This is a genomic window from Corynebacterium sp. MSK012 (assembly GCF_030232435.1).
Lineage (GTDB): Bacteria > Actinomycetota > Actinomycetes > Mycobacteriales > Mycobacteriaceae > Corynebacterium > Corynebacterium jeikeium_D.
Genome location: NZ_JASPJU010000004.1, coordinates 141,731 through 163,440, shown reverse-complemented (window position 1 = coordinate 163,440; position 21,710 = coordinate 141,731). Strand labels below are relative to the sequence as shown.

General features: G+C 60.5%; 21 protein-coding genes. 4 read left to right on the top strand and 17 right to left on the bottom strand.

Translation table 11 applies throughout. The features are described 5' to 3' along the window. Positions 1-16: 16 nt before the first annotated feature. On the bottom strand, positions 17-673 hold the full coding sequence (gene msrA, locus QP977_RS03860; protein ID WP_048732380.1) for a peptide-methionine (S)-S-oxide reductase MsrA: 657 nt from the start codon (positions 671-673) through the stop codon (positions 17-19). 102 nt (positions 674-775) lie between these two features. On the opposite strand from msrA, the gene menE reads away from it, so the two are divergent. From menE to QP977_RS03845, 3 genes are read left to right on the top strand one after another with little or no spacing between them, the layout of a single operon-like run. Further along, complete coding sequence (menE, locus tag QP977_RS03855) at positions 776-1,924, top strand: o-succinylbenzoate--CoA ligase (RefSeq protein ID WP_284847154.1); 1,149 nt, start codon at positions 776-778, stop codon at positions 1,922-1,924. 56 nt (positions 1,925-1,980) lie between these two features. Continuing rightward, positions 1,981-2,877, top strand: a complete 897-nt coding sequence (locus QP977_RS03850) for a 1,4-dihydroxy-2-naphthoate polyprenyltransferase (RefSeq protein ID WP_016422005.1) — start codon at positions 1,981-1,983, stop codon at positions 2,875-2,877. A gap of 9 nt (positions 2,878-2,886) precedes the next feature. Beyond that, on the top strand, positions 2,887-4,047 hold the full coding sequence (locus tag QP977_RS03845; protein WP_016422004.1) for an alpha/beta fold hydrolase: 1,161 nt from the start codon (positions 2,887-2,889) through the stop codon (positions 4,045-4,047). Here the strand turns inward: QP977_RS03845 and QP977_RS03840 are convergent. Next, the gene (locus tag QP977_RS03840; RefSeq protein ID WP_016422003.1) at positions 4,044-4,403 is read right to left on the bottom strand and encodes a DUF4229 domain-containing protein; all 360 of its coding nucleotides are present in this window, start codon (positions 4,401-4,403) and stop codon (positions 4,044-4,046) included. The two genes, QP977_RS03845 and QP977_RS03840, sit on opposite strands and share 4 nt — an antisense overlap. Before the next feature lie 194 nt (positions 4,404-4,597). On the opposite strand from QP977_RS03840, the gene QP977_RS03835 reads away from it, so the two are divergent. Then, positions 4,598-4,864: a hypothetical protein gene (locus tag QP977_RS03835; RefSeq protein ID WP_016422002.1), complete on the top strand. Its 267-nt coding sequence runs from the start codon at positions 4,598-4,600 to the stop codon at positions 4,862-4,864. On the opposite strand, the gene rfbA is transcribed toward QP977_RS03835, so the two are convergent. The 15 genes from rfbA to hemC all read right to left on the bottom strand — a co-directional run bounded on the left by rfbA (position 4,861) and on the right by hemC (position 21,710). Continuing rightward, complete coding sequence (gene rfbA, locus QP977_RS03830) at positions 4,861-5,736, bottom strand: glucose-1-phosphate thymidylyltransferase RfbA (RefSeq protein WP_016422001.1); 876 nt, start codon at positions 5,734-5,736, stop codon at positions 4,861-4,863. The two genes, QP977_RS03835 and rfbA, sit on opposite strands and share 4 nt — an antisense overlap. A gap of 20 nt (positions 5,737-5,756) precedes the next feature. Further along, positions 5,757-6,446: a dTDP-4-dehydrorhamnose 3,5-epimerase family protein gene (locus QP977_RS03825; protein ID WP_016422000.1), complete on the bottom strand. Its 690-nt coding sequence runs from the start codon at positions 6,444-6,446 to the stop codon at positions 5,757-5,759. Between the two features lie 102 nt (positions 6,447-6,548). Further along, positions 6,549-7,541, bottom strand: coding sequence for a dTDP-glucose 4,6-dehydratase (gene rfbB, locus QP977_RS03820; protein ID WP_187406671.1), 993 nt, complete (start codon positions 7,539-7,541; stop codon positions 6,549-6,551). Positions 7,542-7,593: 52 nt separating this feature from the next. Then, positions 7,594-8,604 (bottom strand): c-type cytochrome biogenesis protein CcsB, encoded by a 1,011-nt coding sequence (gene ccsB, locus QP977_RS03815; RefSeq protein WP_016421998.1) that lies wholly within the window; start codon positions 8,602-8,604, stop codon positions 7,594-7,596. A 172-nt stretch (positions 8,605-8,776) separates the two neighbouring features. Then, complete coding sequence (gene resB / locus QP977_RS03810; protein WP_016421997.1) at positions 8,777-10,465, bottom strand: cytochrome c biogenesis protein ResB; 1,689 nt, start codon at positions 10,463-10,465, stop codon at positions 8,777-8,779. 14 nt (positions 10,466-10,479) lie between these two features. Further along, positions 10,480-11,340: a cytochrome c biogenesis CcdA family protein gene (locus QP977_RS03805; protein ID WP_284847152.1), complete on the bottom strand. Its 861-nt coding sequence runs from the start codon at positions 11,338-11,340 to the stop codon at positions 10,480-10,482. 23 nt (positions 11,341-11,363) lie between these two features. Further along, positions 11,364-11,978 (bottom strand): TlpA disulfide reductase family protein, encoded by a 615-nt coding sequence (locus tag QP977_RS03800; protein WP_284847151.1) that lies wholly within the window; start codon positions 11,976-11,978, stop codon positions 11,364-11,366. A 55-nt stretch (positions 11,979-12,033) separates the two neighbouring features. Further along, entirely contained in the window at positions 12,034-12,732 is a 699-nt protein-coding gene (locus QP977_RS03795) for a histidine phosphatase family protein (RefSeq protein WP_076772585.1), read from the bottom strand. A 7-nt stretch (positions 12,733-12,739) separates the two neighbouring features. Continuing rightward, a complete protein-coding gene (gene hemL / locus QP977_RS03790; RefSeq protein WP_049190552.1) occupies positions 12,740-14,086 on the bottom strand; it encodes a glutamate-1-semialdehyde 2,1-aminomutase in 1,347 nt (448 codons plus the stop codon). 35 nt (positions 14,087-14,121) lie between these two features. After that, complete coding sequence (locus tag QP977_RS03785; protein WP_016421992.1) at positions 14,122-16,713, bottom strand: heavy metal translocating P-type ATPase; 2,592 nt, start codon at positions 16,711-16,713, stop codon at positions 14,122-14,124. A 19-nt stretch (positions 16,714-16,732) separates the two neighbouring features. Then, positions 16,733-17,113, bottom strand: coding sequence for a hypothetical protein (locus QP977_RS03780; RefSeq protein WP_016421991.1), 381 nt, complete (start codon positions 17,111-17,113; stop codon positions 16,733-16,735). Then, positions 17,110-17,754 carry a hypothetical protein gene (locus QP977_RS03775; RefSeq protein WP_016421990.1) on the bottom strand — a complete coding sequence of 215 codons (645 nt, stop codon included), beginning with the start codon at positions 17,752-17,754 and terminating at the stop codon, positions 17,110-17,112. The genes QP977_RS03780 and QP977_RS03775 overlap by 4 nt, the downstream gene beginning before the upstream one ends. A 45-nt stretch (positions 17,755-17,799) precedes the next feature. Further along, complete coding sequence (gene hemB / locus QP977_RS03770; RefSeq protein ID WP_049172406.1) at positions 17,800-18,858, bottom strand: porphobilinogen synthase; 1,059 nt, start codon at positions 18,856-18,858, stop codon at positions 17,800-17,802. A gap of 47 nt (positions 18,859-18,905) precedes the next feature. Next, entirely contained in the window at positions 18,906-20,573 is a 1,668-nt protein-coding gene (locus tag QP977_RS03765; protein WP_070546360.1) for a bifunctional uroporphyrinogen-III C-methyltransferase/uroporphyrinogen-III synthase, read from the bottom strand. 204 nt (positions 20,574-20,777) lie between these two features. Beyond that, positions 20,778-21,710: a hydroxymethylbilane synthase gene (hemC, locus tag QP977_RS03760; RefSeq protein WP_049190547.1), complete on the bottom strand. Its 933-nt coding sequence runs from the start codon at positions 21,708-21,710 to the stop codon at positions 20,778-20,780.

Genomic DNA, 21,710 nt, shown 5'->3' with positions numbered 1-21,710 from the left:
CTACGAAGTTTCGCCTTTAAATTCCGCAGGCCACGCCGGTCGAATGCACTGGGCAGTAGCCGTTCGGATTCTTAAACAAGTACTGCTGATGCTCATCCTCAGCCCGGTAGTACTCCCCTGCCGGGGTCTCCGCGAGTGGCTTAATCTCCGTGGTGATGGCCCCCAGGCCAGCGTCGGCAAGCTTCGGCGCGTAGGCATCGGCGATCTCCTGTGCCCGGCGCGCTTGCTCGGGCGTCGTCGTGTAGATCGCGGAACGGTACTGCGTGCCGACATCATTACCCTGGCGGTAGCCCTGCGTGGGATCGTGGGCCTCGAAGGCCTTGGCGATCAGCTGGTCGAAGCTAATCTGCTCCGGGTCGTAGACGACCTCCACAATCTCGGTGTGGTTGGTGCGTCCGGTGCAGGACTCGCGGTAGGTGGGATTCGGCGTCATGCCCCCGGCGAACCCGACCGATGTGCTGAGCACGCCCGGTGTTTCCCAAAACAGCTTCTCAGCACCCCAGTAACAGCCAATCCCGATGTAGACGACCTCCTGGCCTTCCTCCCATGGGCCGGTGATCGGCGTGCCGAGCACCGCATGCGGCTTCGGATTTTCCAACACCGGGTGCGAGCCGCCCTTTAGCGCCTCATCTTCCGGCACCAGCTCCGCTGATCTACCAAAAATCCAACCCATCTTCGACGCCTTTCTATCTATGACTGTCTTTGGTCTGCGCAACGCGCCCGAGGCCACGATTGTTCCGACCTCGCCACCAGAAACTACGGAATAACACCGACTATGGTTTGGGTTGTGCGTACGCTCAGCCTGCTTTCCATCAATCCCCACAACCCGACCGCCATCCTGCCCGACCTCCGCGCTGCGCTGGACGGTGAGGTCTCTCTTCTTCCCGTTCCGCTTCACGACGGCACGCGCGCCTCAATCTTGCGGAACTCGCAACGCGCAGGTGAGCCAATTGATGAATCCATCGCGCTTGTTGTCGGCACCTCCGGTTCCACCGGCACACCGAAGGGTGCACAGCTGACGGTGGATAACTTGGTCTCCTCTGCTACCGCTACACATCAGTGGCTCGGCGGTGAAGGGCAGTGGCTGCTGGCGATGCCGGCCTACCATATCGCTGGCCTGCAGGTTCTCATTCGTTCGCTGCTCGCGGGCACGAATCCGGTGTGTGTGGATGTGACCGACGGTTTTGATGTGGCCGCATTCGCCGACGGCGCCGAGGCCCTCACCAGCGACCGTGCCTACACCTCGCTGGCTCCGATGCAGCTGGCCAAGGCCATGGAAGAACCCTTTGGCGCGGCAGCCCTGCGCCTGTTTGATGCTGTCCTTGTCGGCGGCGCAGCCTTGAACCCGCAGGTGGCAGCGCGCGCCGAAGAACTCGGCATCAACGTCGTGACCACCTATGGTTCCTCCGAGACAGCCGGCGGCTGCGTCTATGACGGACAGCCCATCGAAGGTGCACAGGTCGCCATCGAAAATGGTCGCGTTTGGCTGGGCGGACCGATGACTGCACACGGTTACCGCAACGCGCCCAGTCACGAGGCTTTCCATAAACCAGGTTGGTTCGCCACCTCCGATGCGGGCGAGATCCACGATGGCCGACTAGTCATTACGGGACGCCTGGACACCATCATCGACTCCGGCGGGTTGAAGCTGCACCCCGAAGTCCTCGAACGTGAACTGCTCGCCATCGATGGAGTTACGGGAGCCTGCGTGGTCGGTGTGCCACACCCAAGGCTCGGCCACGCTATCGTCGCAGCGTATGAAGGCATCGCTGAGCTCGGCGATGTCATGGACGGGCTCGGCGATGCTGAAGACGCCGGGCGAATCAATCACTGGATGATTCCCAAGGACCTGCGTCGCGTGGAGGTCCTGCCACTGATTGGTCCGGGCAAGGTCGACCGGAAGAAAGTCGCGGCGCTCTTTTAGCTCATTCAGACACGCATTAGTTCAAGGCATTTGGTGTCACGTCCTATTATTAATTCATGTCTGAAGCACCAAAGAGTCCTGCAACGGCGTCGTTAAGCGATTGGCTGGAAGGCGCGCGCCCCCATACCTGGGCGAATGCGTTTGCGCCGGTCATCGTCGGTGTCGGAGCGGCATCGACGCACGCGCCGATTATCTGGGGACGTGCGGTGCTCGCGCTGGTTGTCGCGTGGGCGTTGATTGTGGGCGTGAACTTCGCCAACGACTACTCCGATGGCATCCGCGGCACTGACGATGACCGCTCGGGCCCGCTGCGCCTGACGGGTTCTGGTCTGGTCGAGCCGAAGGTTGTGAAGTACGCGGCGTTCGGTTCCTTTGGTGTCGCCGGTCTTGCCGGTGTGGCGCTGTCCCTGATGAGCGCGTGGTGGCTCATTCTGGTCGGTGCACTGTGCATCGCGGCTGCGTGGTTCTACACCGGCGGTAAAAATCCCTACGGTTATCGCGGACTTGGCGAGGTCTCGGTCTTCGTCTTTTTCGGTCTCGTCGCGGTGCTCGGCACGGAATTCACCCAGACGGGCTCGCTGTCTTGGGTCGGCCTGGCCTGCGCAATTGGTATTGGTTCGGTGTCTTCTGCCGTGAACCTGGCGAACAACTTGCGCGACATCCCCACCGACGCCGCTACCGGCAAGATCACCTTGGCAGTTCGCCTGGGCGACTTCCGCACCCGCATCGTCTGGCAGATTCTCTCCCTCATGCCCGCGCTGGCCAGCAGCTTTATCGCTTTCTGGCGCCCATGGGCGCTGGTGGGTCTGCTCATCGTGCCGCTGTGGGTGAAGGCCTCCGAGCCAATTCGCATGCATAAGAAGGGCAAGGAGCTCATCCCGGTACTGGGGCTTACCGGCAAGATGATGCTTGCCTGGTCCGTCATTACGGCACTCGCACTCGCGCTCAGCTAGGGGGTACCGATGGACTTCCGCACACTGACGCACAAGGCGCTTGACGACGTCCAGGAGGCCGCAACCCGAGTTGGCGACACAGCAGCCAAGGCTCCAGCTTTCGCCCGCAGCGCTGCTCTGCGTTTGACCAAATCGGGACGCCGCCGACTGGCGCTGGAGCACGGTGCGCTGCATTCGCAGACCCGTGAACCGGGACTCACCGATCTCACGTCAACCGGCGTGGTGCATATCAAGACCGCACCGGTCACGGCCGAGATTGCGGCCAAGGACGACGAGCGGAAGGCCAGCGACAAGCCGGATGCTGTCACCACCGATATTCCGGTGCACTGGTACGAGGTTGAACCTAGCGAACCCGCCAAAGAACCCGTGACCATCGTCTTCGTCCACGGCTTCACCCTGGCTGGTGAGTCCTGGTACCGGCAGTTCAACGCGCTGCGCAAGTCGCACCCGGAAGCACGCCTGTTGACTATGGATCTGCGCGGCCACGGCCTGACCGGAGCGGTTCCGGCTTCACTCTGCACGGTCGAAGGGGCTGCGGCCGATGCGCTGGCCGTGATCGCCGAGCGTGCCGCGACCGGAAAACTCATCGTGGTTGGGCATTCGCTAGGCGGTTTGATTGCACTGCACATGGTGCGGGCTGCCGAGGAAAGCATTCGCCGTCGGATAGCAGGCGTAGTGTTGATTTCCACGTCTATCGACAAGCTGGCCGCCCAGGGTGTGCCGCAGATTCTGGCGTCCCCGGTGGCGGATGCGGCGCGCAATGCAATTGAGTCCTCGCCGAAGGAGATTCGCAAGTTCCGCGAGGCAATCGCGTCACTGATGGCGCCGTCGTTGGCGGTGGCGGTGTTCGCCCGGCGCACGGACTACGAGATCATCGAGTTCCACGCGGCCATGATTAATGAAACACCGCTGGAAACTTTCGTGGGATATCTCGACGACCTGCAGGATCACGACGAGTTCGCATCCGGGCCTTACTTGGAGGGCTTGCCAGGAGCGGTACTGGTGGGCACGAAGGACGATGTCACTCCGCGCAAGCAAGCAGACCTAATTATGGAAAAGTGGCCGGACGCCGAACTGGTTGAAGTCGACGGGGCCGGCCACATGTTGCCGCTCGAGGCTCCGGAAGCGGTGAACCGGGCTATCGAGCGGGCCCTGGAGAAGGTGCGCTAGTTTTCCTCGCGGTCCTTAATCTGCTGCGCAATGTATTCCTTGTGCGCGCGGCGGTTCTCCGACCACACTGCAACAGACTCATTGGCCTGGACGCGCAGCTTCGGGAACACAAAAACCGACAGCGGCATCGCAATAATCAGTGCGAACACAGCCGTAATTGCAGCCGGAATCTGCACATTAACGAGGTAGATAATCACGAGCAGAATGAAGAACAGCACTAGGAATAGCAGCAGACGAGCAAGGCCGTACCAGAACAGCCCCTTCATGGCATTGCCGCGACCAGCATTCTTGGTCACCGGAGCTGCTGGCATCTGAGCCTCAGAAGCCAACTTGTCCTGCTCTGCTGGATTGGTCATTAAACCCTCACCTCTACGTGTTACGCCTGTACTGCGCCCCGGGCGTTGTTAGCGTCCATGGCTGTTCGTGTCCAACGTTCCTTTGTACCCTAACGAACTCTGTACGCCGTACCGCATGCAGTGCGATACCCCTCGTGGGCACTACGGGACTCGTTGCGTATTCTAGTCGGTAAATCCAGGAGGTTAGCTATTACATGGGTCGGCTCATTCTGCTGCTGTTCATCATCCTTGTCGTAGTCATGCTGTGGAAGGCATTTGGCCCCGGCAGTCGCGGCAACGGCATGCGACGTATTTCCGCTCCGCAACCGGAACCCCGTCCGCTCGCTCCCGACGATGATCCGGAGTTTCTCTGGAAGCTCAAGAAGGCCGAATTCGATCGCCGTAAACGTGAGCAGGAGCTGCAGGAGCGGCGCGAACGGGAGCAGGACGACAACCCCGATAATCCCGGCGAAACTGACTAAACGTCCTTGCCACGCAGCAACAACTGCTGTAGATATTCCCCGTAGCCACTGGCGCTGAGGGCGTCGGCACGCGCGCTAAGCGCAGCATCGTCAATGAATCCCATGCGCCACGCCACCTCTTCCGGCGAGCCAATCTTTAGCCCCTGCCGCTGCTCAATCGTGCGCACGAAATCACCCGCGGCCATCAGATTGTCCACCGTGCCCGTGTCCAGCCATGCCGTGCCGCGCGGCAGCACCTCTACCTGCAGTTTCCCGCGCTCCAAGTAGGCGCGGTTAACATCCGTGATTTCCAATTCGCCGCGTGACGACGGTTGCAGCGAGCGAGCTATCTCAACAACCTCGGCATCATAGAAGTACAAACCAGGCACCGCGAAATGGCTGCGTGGTTTCTTCGGTTTCTCCTGGATCGCCACGGCTTTGCCGCTTTGGTCGAAGTCCACGACTCCATAGGCTGTGGGATCTGCGACCCAGTAGGCGAAGATCGCTCCGCCATCGACGTTATGGAAGCGGCGCAGCTGCGTGCCCAAGCCAGCACCGTAAAAGATGTTGTCGCCGAGGATGAGGGCAACGGAGTCATCGCCGATGTGGTCCGCACCGATGATGAACGCTTCAGCGAGACCACGGGGCTCGTCTTGGGTGGCAAAGGTGAGGGTGAGGCCCCACTGCGAGCCGTCGCCAAGCAAGCGTTCAAACTGCGGGGCATCATGTGGCGTGGTGATGACGAGGATGTCCCTGATTCCCGCTAGCATCAGCGTGCTCAGCGGGTAGTAGATCATCGGCTTGTCATAGACGGGAACCAGCTGCTTGCTTACGCCAAGTGTGATGGGAAACAGCCGAGAGCCCGTACCACCTGCGAGGATGATGCCCTTCATAGTGCTCGCGCCTTTCTGCCTTACTGCCCGGCCGCTTCGTTGGCGATTGCCCACTCGTCGCGAGCCATGTTCTCAAGATCCTTGCAGTCAAACTCACTGGGGAGCTTATTGCCCTCGGCCTCGAACTGCTCGATAGTCGGAGCCTTCTGATCGCGCTCGGAGAGAATCATGTCCGCGTCGGTGAGACCACCCTTGGCCAGCAGCGCAGCCAGGTCAATTCCGAGAGTCGGGTCCTGGATGCTAACAGCACGCTCTGCCTCCGGGTTGTAACCGGTGGAAGTGAGGTAAGTGAGCACAGAGTCGTCGGCAAGCGAGACGAAGCCATGTCCGATGCCGTTGGGCAGATAGACCACTCGGCGGGTCTTGCTGTCGAGCTCGAAAACCTCGACCTTGCCGAAGGTATCGGAGCCGCGACGCAGGTCAACCGCAATGTCGAGGATGTGGCCCGCGGGACAAGTAACCAGCTTCGCCTGGCCGGGGTGGCCATCTGGCGCGGTGCTGACGTCAGCGAAGTGCAGGCCACGGACAACGCCTGCGGCGGAGACACTCATGTTGGCCTGCTCCGGGAAGAACGGGTAGCCCGTGGCCTCGGCGAATGCGTCGAGGCGATACCACTCGTGGAAACTACCGCGGCTGTCGCCGTGGATGACCGGTTCGAAGGTGAAAACGCCGTCGATAGAAGTGGGCTGGAATGTGCTCTTAGGGCTCATGGGTAACAAGTGTAGACGGGGCGCCCGGGCTGAGGCTGTGGCACGCGTTGAGTGTGCACTGAGTGTGCGTTGAGGGTTCGCTAGGCATGCCCCAGCAGCGAACTACAACTCCTGCTCGCGCTCCGCGTAGCCAGCCTCAGCGGCATCGTAGGCCGCCGCCCACCAGGACTCGTTGGCGCGATACCAGTCGATGGTCTCGGCGAGCCCCGCGGAAAAGTCTTGGTAGCGCGGCTGCCAGCCAAGGCTGCGGATGGATGCGGGGTCAATCGCATAACGACGGTCATGCCCCGGGCGGTCAGTGACATGGACACAGTCGGACCGCTCACGACCGAAGCCCTCCAGGATGTCTCCGACCACGTCGAGGTTGGAACGCTCGCCATCGGCACCAATCAGGTAGGTCTCCCCCACCTCGCCAGAATCCAAGATTGCCCAGACCGCGTCGTTGTGGTCATCGACGTGAATCCAGTCCCGAACATTCTCGCCAGTGCCGTACACGCGAGGGCTACGACCGCGCAACAGACCACAGATCTGGCGGGGAATCAGCTTCTCCGGATGCTGCCTCGGCCCGTAGTTGTTCGAGCAGTTACTAATCGTCGCAACCAACCCGAAGCTGCGCACCCACGCCCGGACAAAGTGATCCGCTGAAGCCTTGGAGGCCGAGTAGGGGCTGGAGGGTTTGTACGCGGTGGCCGTCGTAAAGCGTGCTGGATCGTCGAGAGCGAGATCGCCGAAGACCTCGTCGGTGGAGATGTGGTGAAGGCGGACGTCGTGGGTGGCGCAAGCCTTGGCCAGATTCACGGTGCCCATGACATTAGTGGTGACGAAGGGATCGGCATCCACCAGCGAATTGTCGTTATGGCTCTCTGCGGCGAAGTGGACGACCACGTCGAAGCGGGGCACGAGGCGATCGATCAGCTCCGCGTCACGAACATCGCCGCGGATGATTTCACAGTCCGCGCCATCCAAGCTCGCAGGGTTCGCGGCATAGGTGAAAGCGTCCAGCACCGTGACATTCACATCGGGCCGTGTAGCCAGAGTGCGGAGAACGAAGTTGGAACCAATAAAGCCGGCACCACCGGTGACGAGAACGCGCATGGAAGCGATTCTAGTTCACCCGGCGATGCCGGCTTTGTACAAGTGTGAAGACTTAGTTCAGACCAGCGTAGGAGTGCAGGCCCGAAACCACCTGGTTGATGAAGAAGAGGTTGAACACCATGGTGGCAAAACCGAAGATGTTGATCCACGCGGCCTTGGTATTACGCCAACCCGAAGTCGCGCGAGCGTGCAGGTACAGGGCGTAGATAATCCAGGTAATCAGCGCCGTGGTCTCCTTCGGGTCCCAGCCCCAGTAACGACCCCATGCGGACTCGGCCCAGATAGCGCCCAGCACAATGCCCAGACCGAACAGTGGGAAGGACCAAATAGCGGTGCGGTAAGCAATCGCATCCAGCTTTTGAGCATCCGGCAGCGGCGCGACCAGTTTGCCCAGGAAGCCCTTTTCCTTGCCCTCGCGGTTGTACATCCGCAGCATGTAGAGAATCGAGGCAACACCGGAAATCAGTGCGATACTGCACCCGATAGAAATAATCGAGACGTGAACCGGAATCCAAATCGACTGCAGTGCCGGCACCACCGGAGCAGCCTCAACATATAGGTTCTTACCACCGTAAAACATCAGCGCCAGAATCGGAGCCAACAGCCACGGCCAGAACACACGCATGGTTTCACGATGCAGTACGCCAGCTGCAATTGCCATAGCAAAGAGGATTGAAACTGATACGTACTCGTAGAGGTTGCCCCACGGGAAACGCTGCACGGCCAGGCCACGCAGCAGCACCGATGCAAAGTGCACGGCCACCCCGACGTAAATCAGCATTTCCGTCACAACGCCGAGTCGGTTCGTCAGCACCTGGTTCTTAGGCTCGCTTGCCGACGACTTCGTCGCCGACTCCCCAGAGTCAGCAACACTAGCGGTGGTAGCTCCCTCACCCGCACCGGCGGCTACCAGCTCGCGTTCCGCAACCTGGCTTTTCGCTTCAGCGGCCGCGATACGACGACTGTAGTAGGCAATGGAAATAACAAAGGCCACAAGATAAAAGGCGAAGGCCGTGAAGTACGACCAGTCCGAAAACTGCGCCAGTGTCTTATTGACGAGCATGTACTTGGCTCCAAAGTGTGGAATTAGCGGAATACTTCTTCAAACCCTAGTACTAAAGCAGGACTAAGCAAAAGGGGACCGGGGACACGGGGGACGCAAAAATGCGCGGAGGCGCAATTCTCGCCCCCGCGCATTCACCCTGCAGTAATGATGGACCAGACTTAGTGGTCAGTTAGCTTTTGTCCTTGTCGTCCGCGCTCTCGTCGGTCGCAGCATTGTTGTCAGCAGCATCCTCGTCATCACTGTCACGTTCCAGGATGTCATCTACGATGTACTGGAACTCCTCGCCCCAACCTGCCTTGTCGGTGCGGGCAAGGCCACCGAACTCAACGCGAGTGCGGCCATCTTCCAGCGGGAACATGCGCACCCAAACACGTCGGCGCTTAATGCCCAACGAAAGAACCATGCCCGCCAGTGCGGCCACAGTTGCCACCAGCACCCAGAACTGCGTGGGATCGTGCGAAACCTGCAAGTTGACGAATTCCTTCGCACCGAGGAATTCAATCTTGGTGCCGTCGGCAAGCTCGGTGGATTCGCCCTGCTTGAGGTTGACGCGGGCTTCCTTAGCCAGCTGACCCGAGTGCATCAGATCGCGGTCGAGGGAAAACAGCCCCTGCGAACGACCGGTGTCCAAGCCCGCGTCGCCGCGGTAGATGTCGACAGCCACGGCCGGGTCTTGCATCGCCGGGTAAGAGGACTGCAGCAGAGCACCCTTTTCACCAGTAAACTCCGCGGTCGGAGCGAACAGTCCCTCGATTGCAATCTGGTTCTGGCGGCGCTCGAACAAGTCCGGGTACATGCCTGCTGGTGGGTCGAAGCGCAGCGCACCAGAGGACAGGAAGAAGGTCGGATCATCCGGACGGAACTGGACAATCGACGTACGCGACTCGCCATTCGGCCAGGTCACCTTAAAGGCCGGGGCAAAGCCGTGCCCCTGCAGGTACACACGGTCACCGGCGACGCGCAGCGGATGGTTGACCTGCAGCGTGGTCTTTTCCCACTCATCGACCGGCTTGCGCATATCCTCTTCTTCTGCGAATCGGATATGAGAGGTAAACATCTTGGCCTGACCGTTCGGCAGGTAATCGGCGAAGAAGTCATCGACCTGAATACAGAACGGGTTCAGAGTTGTACCGTCGAAGGTGTTGCCAGCACGCAGCGAGTCATAGTTCGCAGCAGCGGTGTTACAGAACGGAACGCCCACCGCGCTATTGACGTTGTCGTCAGAAATCTCGGTGCCGGTGTTGGTCAGCAAAATGACCTGACCCTCGTAATAGATCATGCGGCCCAAGCCGACGATGATAATCAGCAGCGCAATGCCCAGGTGGAACACCAGGTTGCCAAACTCACGCAGGTATCCCTTCTCCGCGGAAAAGGATCGTGCCCCAGCGCGATCTTCATCTGCTGGAGTCTCGGTCAACGCCCACTTGTTCAGGCGCTCACGCACCCGCTTAGAAACTTCATCCGCAGAGGCATCGACCACGGCTTCGTCGTGAAGCGGAAGACGCGCCAACCGTTTCGGCGCCTTGGCCGGTGGCGTCTTCATGGCCTTGTAGTGGTCGATGGTGCGCGGAATAATGCAGCCAACCAGGGAAATCAGCAGCAATGCCACGATGGCGACGAACCAGACGGACGAGAAGACATCGAAAAGCTGCAGCTTATCCATGATCTCGGCGGTCTTGCCGTTGGCGGCTAGATACTGGTCGACCTTGTCCTTATTCAGCGAGCGCTGTGGCAACAGGGCGCCCGGAACCGCTGCGAAAGCGAGGATGAACAGCAGAATCAGCGCTGTGCGCATGCTGGTCAACCAGTTCCAGACCTGCTGGAAGGGCTGTCGTACCTTATTCCAATTCACCGACATCGAAAAATCTTTCACTAAATTGGCGTTACCGTATCAGTAATAAAAGCGGCCTGAACCCAGGCAACAAAAACATCCCACAGTCCCGTGACCAGGGCAATTCCGACCAGCACCAGCGCCACACCACCGATGAGCTGAATAGTTCGCGAGTGCTTACGCAGGAAGTCCACTCCACGCATCGCGCGTGCCGACCCCAGCGCCACCAAAATGAACGGCAGCCCCAGCCCCAGGCAGTAAGCGATAATCAGCGCCACTCCCCTGGCCGCGGTCATACCCTGCGTGCCCGCGGACACCGAAATAATTGCAGTCAGCGTCGGGCCCAGACACGGCGTCCACCCCAGCGCGAACACCGCGCCAAGCAGTGGCGCTCCCAGCCACGTGGTCCAGCGCTTCGGCGCCATGCGGGTGTCCTTCTGCAGCGCCGGCACCATGCCCATGAAGGCGAGTCCCATCACGATGGTCACCACGCCACCGACAATCGTCAGCGTGCGCGCCTGCAGACGCAGCGTGGACACGAGCCCGAAAATTGAGGCCGACCCCAGCACGAAAATGACAGTGAAGCCCAGCACGAACAGCAACGCAGCCAGGCCGACGCGGGCAGTTGCGGAACGCTTGCCACGCCCTCCATCGCCGTCACGCTTATCGACGGCGGTTGCGTCCGCAGTGCCCGTCGTCAAGCCCTGGCCCTGCGCCCCCGATGCTCCGGAAATACCGGTGAGATACGAGACGTAACCGGGCACGAGCGGAATGACGCACGGGCTGGCAAACGAGACGAGACCAGCCAGCGCAGCAGCGAGCAGCCCCAACACAATGGGACCGCCGGTGGCGACGTCGGCGAACTGCTGGCCGATGCCATCGGCAAAATAGATCGTGTCCATGGCAAAAGTTCCCATGCCGGGGCCTAGCCCTCCGCCTTCACTTCATCGACAGCCTTCATCAGCATCGTGTGATCGACCTCGCGGAGGAAGACCTTGGCCGGGCGGTGCTGCTTGTCCAGAATGATGGTTGTCGGAATCACCGAAGCCGGGATGCCGCCGAGTGCGCTGGCGTTGACGAAGGCCGGGTCATAGATGGACGGGTAGGTGATGCCGTTGTCCTTCACAAAGTCGATGGGAGCCTGGCGGACATTGTCGCGGACGTTGATGCCGAGAACGGTGCCGATACCTTGCTCTTCCATCTGTTCCTGGACATACTGCAGGTCATCCGATTCGGATCGGCACGGTGCGCACCACTGCCCCCAGGCGTTTAGGACCACAATCTGGTCCTTGAAGTCATCGAGGGAGATTTTCTTGTCGTCGTCCTCTAGAGAAGGACCGAACACCTTGCCGACCGGTTTGCGCTCCTCGGGTGCGTAGTCAATGATCTGCTGACCCCCTGGAGAAACAAACTCGAACTGACCGCCGACGGCAACGGCATCGTGTCCCACTGAATCTCCGGGGTTACATGCTGCGAGCGACAGAGACAGAGTTGCTGCCGCTAGCGTTGCTGCAATTCGGGACGATGAGACCTTGGCCACTTGGGGTGCCACCTTCCGGGGGTCAGTGAAACTTCAACAAAACTATTTATTCACCTTACAGGTGACCGGCCGGTTCACTGTAGCGCACGTCGACAATGGTGTCGCCGACGAAGACCAAGGAGGTCACGCTGGCCAGATCGCACTGCCTAGTTGCCGGGTTGTGGGCGAGCTTCAAGTACCGCGCACGACGCTGAGCTGCAATGATGCACAGCTGGTGCGTCACCAGCACCGCTTCCGCTCCTTCGGCGGCCTCGCGGGCTCGCTCGATGGCGTGGAACATACGGTCCGCGATCTCCTCGTAGGGCTCGCCCCAACTGGGCACGCTCGGACGACGCAGCCGTGGCCAGTACTTCGGATTCCACAGTGCGGAGTCAATGCCCTTGATGTGCAAACCCTCAAAGGAGTTGCCAGCCTCCAGCAAATCTTCATCCAGGGTCGGCTTCATGCCGATTATCTCGGTGAAGGGCCGTGAGGTTTCCTGCGTGCGCTGTAGCGGGGAACAGGCGAAGTAGCGGATGTCGTGGCCTTCGAAGGACGAGGCCGTGGCCGCTGCCTGACGCTGACCGCGCTCAGACAAGTGCCAGCCGGGCAGGCGACCGTAGAGAATCTTATCCGGGTTATAAACCTCGCCGTGGCGGACGAGATGTACGACCGTGGTCTTGGCGTGCTTTGTTGCACGCTTAGACGCCTGGTTTTCCGGCTGTGTCGGCTGCGATTCCTGCTGTGCTGCCTGCGAATTGGTCTTGTTCGGCACGTGTCACCTACTCCGGCTTGGCGGTTGCCGCCGCCTCGGCCGCGCGGGCTGCTGCACGCTCGATAATCTCGAAGTCGGCGTCGGTCAGCGCAGCGGAGACGAACCAGGTCTCGTAGCAAGAAGCCGGCGGGTAGACACCATTGGCCAGTAGGGCGTGGAAGAAAGCCGGGTAGCGGAAAGTATCCGCTGCCTGCATCTGCTCAAAGTTATGGCCCTCGCCCTCGGCGAAGCGTGGCGAGAGCATCGTGCCCGCACGCTGAATGTGGTGGGCCACGCCCTGCTTGGTCAGGGCGTCGGACAGAATCGTGGCCAGGCGATCTGCATTGGCTGCGACGGTGTCATAGACATCCTTCGTGGCATTCTCCAGGTTGGCCAGGCCAGCTGCCATAGCGACCGGGTTACCGGAGAGTGTGCCTGCCTGGTACACCGGACCGTTCGGAGCCAAGTACTCCATGACGTCGCGGCGACCACCGAAGGCAGCTGCCGGCAGACCACCGGAGACGACCTTGCCGAAGGTGGTCAGGTCACCGGCCACACCATCAATGCCGTACCAGCCGTTGTAGGAAGCGCGGAAGCCAGTCATGACCTCATCGAGAATCAGCAGTGCGCCGTCTGCGTGGCAGACTTCCTTCAACTTCGCGTTGAAGTTGTCCTGCGGTGCGACGGTACCCATGTTGCCCGCTGCCGCCTCAGTGATGACACAGGCAATCTCGCCCGGGTTCTCAGCGAATGCGGCCTTGACGGCCTCAATGTCGTTATAAGGAACAACAATGGTGTCGGCAGCCGATGCACCGGTGACACCCGGCGAATCCGGCAGACCAAAAGTAGCGACACCGGAACCGGCCGATGCCAGCAGCGCGTCCACGTGACCGTGGTAGCAGCCGGCGAACTTGATGATCTTGGAACGGCCAGTGAAACCGCGAGCCAGGCGTACTGCGGACATAGTGGCCTCAGTGCCGGAGTTGACCAGACGCACCTCATCTACCGACGTGCGCTCAACGATGTGACGAGCCAGGTCGGTCTCAGCCGTCGTCGGAGCGCCGAAAGACAAACCGCGAGTGGCGGCGCTCTGAACGGCCTCCACCACTGCCGGGTGCGCGTGGCCCAGAATCATTGGACCCCACGAGCAGACCAAGTCCACATATTCGTTGCCATCAACATCCACGAGACGAGAGCCCGCGGCGTGGTCAATGAAACGTGGGGTGCCACCGACGGAACCGAAGGCGCGGACCGGCGAGTTCACGCCACCCGGCGTCACTGCCTGAGCCTGCGTAAAGAACTCTGCCGAACGATCGGTGAGCTCAACGTTTTCTGGGACATGAGGAGCATTAATGTCTTGAGTCACGGTGACCATCGTAGACGGCCACTCGGATGAAGGGCTACCCTGCCCTACCAACGTCCCAGCTTCACCCTGAATAGATGCTTGCGGCGAGAGGACACTCGACGGGATCGCCAGTCGATCCACAAGCTGGAGAAAATCATCAAAAGCGATGCCAGCAGCGGGTGAATCATACCGGTCATACCCAGCAGGATGACCGCAACGTTGTAGAACCACGCAAAGTAGATGTTGGAGTCCATCATCCGCACCACAGCACGTGCGATTTCAATGGCCTCCGGAATCGACAACACGTTGTTACGCAGTGCCACGACATCGGCGTAATCAACATCAAGATTCTGATTGCCTTCGGTGTTGTCCATCAAAACACCCACGTCAGCGGCACGCAGAGAGTCCCGGATGTCCTTGTCGCCAACCATCACGACAGTCTCGCCGTCACTGTGGACCGAACGCACCGCAATGGCCTTGCGGGAGGCAATGATGCCCGCGAATACTCGTGAGATATTCAGCCGGTCAGCAAAACGACGGGCTACTGGATACGGATCTCGCGTGATCATCATGGTGTCCACGCCCATATCCTCAAGCTGGTCAATGCTCTCGACCGCATCGGGCTTAATGTCCTCACCAATGGTGATGACACCACGGACCTTGCCACGCCACGACACCACCATCGGAGTACCGCCACTGAGCGCAGCCACGGCCATTTTCTCGCTGAGTGCAGTGAGATCACGCGGACGCCAAACACGCCCCTCAACAAAGCGCATCTCCAACTTGTCGTCCGAGTCCTTCACCGGGATCTCTACCTGGCCAACGAACGCACCGTCTTCCGCAATTGCGACGTGTACAGTCTCAATCCAGTGCGGCACCTCGCCACCGCCGGAACCGGCGTCGCGGGATACACGGCACGCGCGCACGATTGCCGCTGATGCCGGGTGGTTGCTCTCCATCATGAGAGCGCCCGCCACACGCAGAACCAGATCCGGATTTTCATTGCGCTCAGCGGCGACACCGAGCACGTGGGTGTCACCCTCGGTCAGCGTTCCAACTCGGTTAAAAATCACCACATCGGCAGCGGCCAGCTTTCGGAAAGTCTCATTGCCACGAATCAAGATTCCGTTACTAGCACCGGCCAGAATCCCGATGCGCTGCACGGTCGACGTAGACATTGCCAATGCCACCGGCGCGATGCCCGAGAGCATAGCCAGCGCCACCGCGAGGGCACCGCTCATCGTGCCAGTCGCCAGCCACCAGCCGCAAAAAGCCACGCCCGCCAACGACAGCGTCCATGGCACCAGCTCTGATGCCGAGTGCACTGCGGTCTGGTGCATCACCGTTTCTTCTCGAACCGCTTGACGAAGCCAGCGCGCTATCGATGACGCCCGGGTCTTGAAACCGGTGCGTTCCACGCGCACCTTGAGCTCCGAATCCAGGTTGATTGCACCGGCCCAAACCTTGGAATTGACCTTGACCTTCTGCGGTTCAACGCCGATACCGAGTAGCTGCGCATCCATCGTGGACGCACCACCGATGACTGAGCCATCAACCGGAATCACCGAGTGCGGTGGAACCACGATGTCATCACCGATATTGAGCTCCGCGACCGTCACCTCCACCCGTTTCGGCTCCGCGGATTTAGCGCTCTTGCGCACGACTGTCACGTTTCGCTCAGCTGGAATGCGCAGGTTGCGCAAGATTTGTCCAGTACGCACCTTGTTGTAGCGCGTAAACATGCGACCTGTTAGCAACAGCACAGTCAGGCCGCACGCAACGTCGAAAAACACCTCTGCCGAGGCGCTTTCCCGGTAGTTGAAAGCAAACCAAGTGGGCGCAGTGGTATATCCAATCTGTCCCGCGGGACCAAAGATAAGCTGCGCTAGCGACCACAGCCACGCCAGCAGGATGGCAATGGAGCTCGCCCCATCCAGCGCCGACATCCGCCGACGCAGGGACGCCGCCATTGCCCGGTGGAACGGCCAACCACCCCACCACACCACAATCGTGGTCAGCACAAGACACATCCACTGCCAACCCGGGAACTGCCAGTTGACGTTCAACGACGTCACCAGCACCGGAATCGATAGGAACAGGCTTCCCCAAAAGCGTTGCTTGGTCACCAGTTCACGCGCCGTGAACAGTACTTCCGCGCCACCGCCGCTTCGGCGCAAGGCCGCTTCACGACGGCGAATGCGCTCCTCCTCATTCTGTTGAGCGGCAGCCGGAACAGCGGGACGGCGATGTTGTGACACATCCAGCCGAGTTGCACGACGCCGAAGCGTGCTGCGCGTGAGGTACGACTCGACCCCAATTTCGCGGAGAGCTTCGATGAACTGATTCGGATCGATGGTATCGGGCGCGGTAATCCACGCGCGTCCGGGCTTGTAGACCACAGAGGCGGTCACATCTGGAAAGGATTCCAAAACATGCTCAGCACGCTCAGCGCTCTCGGCGTTTTCCAAGTTTTCCAGGATGAGTGCGAAAGCTGTGTTGGACTGGCCTCTGCGGTGTGCAAGCCGCTGATGGGCACTTTCTTCGTCGATGTCCTGACGGCTTCGTGGCAATGCCTTACGAGCAGCGACCTTGGCATCCACAATCGCTTGTTCAACGCGATTGTCCAGAGAGAAATCAAACTCACCGGTGTCACTCATGGCCTTTGAAACTTTCCGTCTAATCCTGTGGCTGGTTGGCGCGCGTGAGCGCTAATTCACGATAGAGCAACAGTAGTCCACACGCCATCGCCAGGCTGGGCGCGATAACCCATACAGTCAGCGCTCCAGCCATAATGGCAAAGAACATGGCGAGAGCCGTGATAATCACCATGATGAGCAGGCAGTTCCGGGAGAGTTTGAACTCAGTGGCCGTCGGCAAGCAGCCGCTACCAATAAGCGAGCAGACCAGCGTCACACCGGCGACGATGTAGATATCGCGGCCAACGGCGGCGGGAGCCTGCGAATAGTCGCCGGTGACCAGTATCAAGCTCAGGACAATCTGGGCGATGAGCGCGACGAAGAGCACCCACTGCCAGGGCCGACTCGGCAGGGACATCATCGCTTGGACTCCTCAGGCTGCTTGGATTGCTTGGGCTGTGACTGGCCCAGCTGCTGTTGCCGCTTTGGATCAGCGCCATGCTTCGACGCTCTCGGCAGATGCGATTCCGGAGCGGACGGGGTCCACGGTTTCGACGGGCGCTGATGATCGAAGTAGTCCTTGGATTCCTTCGAAGCGGCGAGCACTAGACCCGCTACCGCGGCAGTGGCCGAGGCGATTCGCACAATTCCGCTGATAAGAACGAGGGATGCCGGCACTCCCGATTCTGAAGCCGTAGAAGAGAAGAAGGACATCAGCGCCGACAGTGCCAGGTAAAGCGAGCCGATAACCAGCACGGTGCGAGCACCTTCGCTCCCCTTGCGCATTCGCTCGATAATGGCGAAGAACGCGATGCAAAGCCCCACTGCGAAAAAGAACGCGATAACGATAGTCGCCTTCATGGCAGCATCAATCTGGCCCTCGCTGAAACCCGGGAAATTCTCCTTAGCGGTTGAGGGGCTCATCAGCATTTCCGGATGCAGCCAGTAGGTCACCGTAGCTACCGCAGCGACGAGCAGCTGCAACACGGCCGTAACCCGCCACGCCTGCCTAGCTCCCTCGACCTGCTCGGGAATTGCGGGCTTCTTCTCTTCTTTAGTCATCCGTCCACTTCTCGATATTTGCTACTGCACGTTCACCCGAGCGAATTAGAACTGGGCGCGCAGCTTCTTCGCCAAGTCCACCGCTGCGTAGGTCAAAATCTGCTCCGCACCGGCACGGCGAATGCTCAGTACTGCCTCCATCATCGCAGCATCCAGGTCAATCCACCCGTTGGCGGCAGCGGCGTGAATCATCGCGTACTCACCAGAGACCTGGTAGGCGGCAACCGGCACCGGCGACATATCCGCGACCTCGCGCAGAATGTCCAGGTAGCTCATGGCCGGCTTGACCATCACCATGTCCGCACCTTCGTCAACGTCGAGCTGCACTTCAAGCAGGGACTCACGACGGTTTGCAGGATCCTGCTGGTAGGTACGGCGATCACCCTGCAGCGAGCTGCCCACAGCTTCACGGAATGGACCGTAGAAGGCGGAGGCGTACTTTGCCGAGTACGCCATGATGGAGACATCCTCATGGCCAGCGGCATCCAAGCCCTCGCGAATTGCGGCAATCTGGCCGTCCATCATGCCCGAAGGGGACACGATATGGGCACCGGCGTCGGCCTGCGCAACGGCCATCTTGATGTAGTTAATCAGCGTGCGGTCATTCTCAACGACCGTGTTGCCGAAGCGGTCCTTGCCCAGCACACCACAGTGGCCGTGGTCAGTGAACTCATCCAGGCAGGTGTCGGCCATAATCAAAATGTCATTCCCGAACTCGTCGCGGAGACGACGCAGGGCACGGTTGAGTACGCCCTCCGGATTCCAGGACTCAGAGCCCTCGCCGTCCTTGTCCGCATCCAGCGGGACACCGAAGAGGTCAACTGCCGAGATACCTGCCTCAACAGCCTCGCGCACAGCTTCTACCAGGGAGTCCTCGGTATGCTGCACTACCCCGGGCAGGGAGCTGATTGGCTTCGGCTCATCAATCCCATCTGCAACAAACATGGGCAGGATGAGATTTTTCGGAGTCAGTGTCGTCTCCGCCGTCATCGCACGCATCACCGGGTTGGTGCGCAGCCTGCGTGGGCGACGAATCGGGAGAGGAAATCCAAACTGTTCGAGATCGATTTCGCGGGATGATTCAGAAGCTCCAGATGTAGTCATAAAGACAACCTTAATCAAAACGCGAACTCGCTCCGGTACGCCCCTGCTCAGTCCTTGGTTTTACGCGAACGACGACGCTTCTTGCGCGGTGGTGGCAGCTGCCCTGCCGCCCGCAGTTGCGCAACATGCTCTGCCAGCGCATCCACCAGCTCCGGGATGCTTGCGCGCTCCGGCACGACATCTACCCGCAGGCCGTACTCGCGAGCCGTGGCTGCGGCCATCGGCCCGATGCAGGCAATGATGGTGCGAGCATGCGGCTTACCCGCGATGCCGACCAGGTTCTTCACCGTCGACCCCGAGGTGAAGCACACTGCGTCGAAGCCACCGGACTTAATCATGTCGCGGATATCCGCACTCGGTGGCGCTGCCCGCACGGTACGGTAAGCGACCACATCATCAACTTCCCAGCCCAGGTCAATCAGACCGTCGACAAGCACATCGGTGCCGATATCGGCGCGCGGCAGCAGCACGCGGTTGACCGGATCGAGATCCTCGATGTACTCCGGGAACACGTCGACAATGCCCGCGGCATTTTGACGAGTGTCATCCGGAAGCAGCTCCGGAGTGATGCCGAGATCGCGGATGGCAGCGGCGGTGCGATGGCCGACGGCTGCGATGCGGACCCCAGCGAAGGAGCGCGCGTCCAAGCCGAATTCCTGGAACTTCTCCCACACTGCGGTGACGGCGTTGACGGAAGTGAAGACAACCCACTGGTAACGGCCGTCGACAAGCCCCTTGATGGCGCGTTCCATCTGCGCCGGGCTGCGCGGTGGCTCGATTGAGATGGTCGGGACCTCAATCGGGATGGCGCCGTGCGCAACGAGACGGGCACTCATCGGGCCTGCCTGCGCCTTGGCACGTGGGACCAGCACCTTCCATCCGTAGAGAGCGCGGTTTTCCCACCATGAGTACTTCGAACGATTGTCCACACCCTTGCCAAGCGTGACCACCAGCGGACCGGTCAGGTCACCCGAGAGCTGCGCCAAGGTGCCCAGCGTGACGTCGTAGGTGCGCTGCAGACGAGTCGTACCGTTGACAGTCACCGACACCGGCAACGACGACGGCAGGCCGCGTTCGCCGAGCTCAGTTGCAATGGCGGACAGGTCGTCCTGCACGGCCTGCAGTACCAGCGGCTGCGGTGCCTGGGCCAGCTCGTCCCAGTCCACATCGGCGCGATCGAGATCGGTCTCCGTGTACGTCGAGCCCAACGCGATACCGGCAAATGCCGGGACGGTGGAGGGCACGGACATGCCAGGGACGATCTGGAACTCAACATCGGCGTGCGAGACCTCGTTGATTTCGGCCAGCAGCGAATCGTTGGTCAGCGGATTGCCTGCCACCAAACGCACCACGTCATTGCCTTTAGCGGCTTCCTCGACGAGCAATTCTGCCATCTTCTTGGGATCGTCGATAGGCGTGCGCAGATCTGCGGCGGTCGGTGGTGCCGGACGCGGCGGCTTACGACGAGATCCCTTGGCCTTGGCTGCGGCGCACATGCGCTCGTACTCTTCCTCGGCTTCCTTCAGCAGCTCGGGAGGAACAGGCACATCGGTTGCGACGAGCTCTCGAACCCCCGGCATGACATCGGCGTCGACGTAGGCGATAGCGGTGTCTGCGAGAATCTCACGGGCGCGAAGCGTCAGCAGGTCGGGATTTCCAGGACCAGCGCCGACGAACAGGATGCGTCCCGTTGCTGAGGGGAGGGAGGTGTTCATCGTTGCGGAGTGATTTCTTTTCTATTGGTTGTTCACTTTTCGTGCCGATGAGTCTTGAAGGAAGAAAGCGGACATGCGCCAACGCATGTGAGGGGCAGGTAGATACCTGAATCTCACATGCGAGCACACGAAGGAAACCCTTATCCCAACGGCATGCATACAGGCCTATTAGCATAAAGGGTTTGAGCCAAATTAACTAACCGGCTACTTTTGAGATTCCCGCAGGGTATCGCCCATTACCTCATGAGCACCCCGTTCGAGCAGGGCCGCCGCAACCTTCCGGCCAAGCTCATCGGCCTTATCCACGTTTGCGGTAGCGGTCTCGAGCAACTGACGCGAACCGTCGAGTGCGAACACCCCCGCCTGCAGGGTGAGTTCACCACTGTCGCTCACGGTTGAGTAGGCCGCGACCGGAGCGGTGCAGCCCGCTTCCAGCTCATTGAGTACCGCGCGCTCAGCGACAGCCCGGGCATGGGACACCGGGTGGTCAATCTTGCGCAGAATATCCACAATTTCGCGGTCAGCAGTGCGGCACTCCAGCGCCAGGGCGCCCTGAGCCGGGGCTGGCATGAGGACATCCACATCCAGGGATTCCGCAATCTCTCCGAGGCGACCCGTGCGCTCCAGCCCAGCGCGAGCCAGAATGACAGCGTCCAAGTCCTCAGAGACGCGCCCCATGCGGGTTTCGATGTTTCCACGCAATGGTACAAGTTCCAGATCGGAGCGCAGCGCACGCAGCTGAGAGACACGACGCGGCGCGGAGGTACCCACACGAGCCCCCTCAGGCAGGTCCATCAGCGGCGTGGCATCGCGGGAAATCAGCGCTTCTCGCGGATCGACGCGCTCCGGCACGGCTGCGACCATCATGTCGTCTTCCGGCAGGGTCGGCAGGTCCTTAAACGAGTGCACGATAATGTCGCACACCCCCTCGCGGAGTGCATGACGCAGCGCCTGGGTGAAGACACCGATGCCAATCTTTTCCACCGGGTCGTGGCGGTTATGGTCACCGGCGGTCTTTACAATCACCAGCTCTGCAGGCTGTCCCAGCTCAATCAGTGCATCACGGACGTGACCGGCCTGTGTCGTGGCCAGTTCCGAGCCCCTGGTACCGATACGAATAGTCGCTGGGTCAGGCAT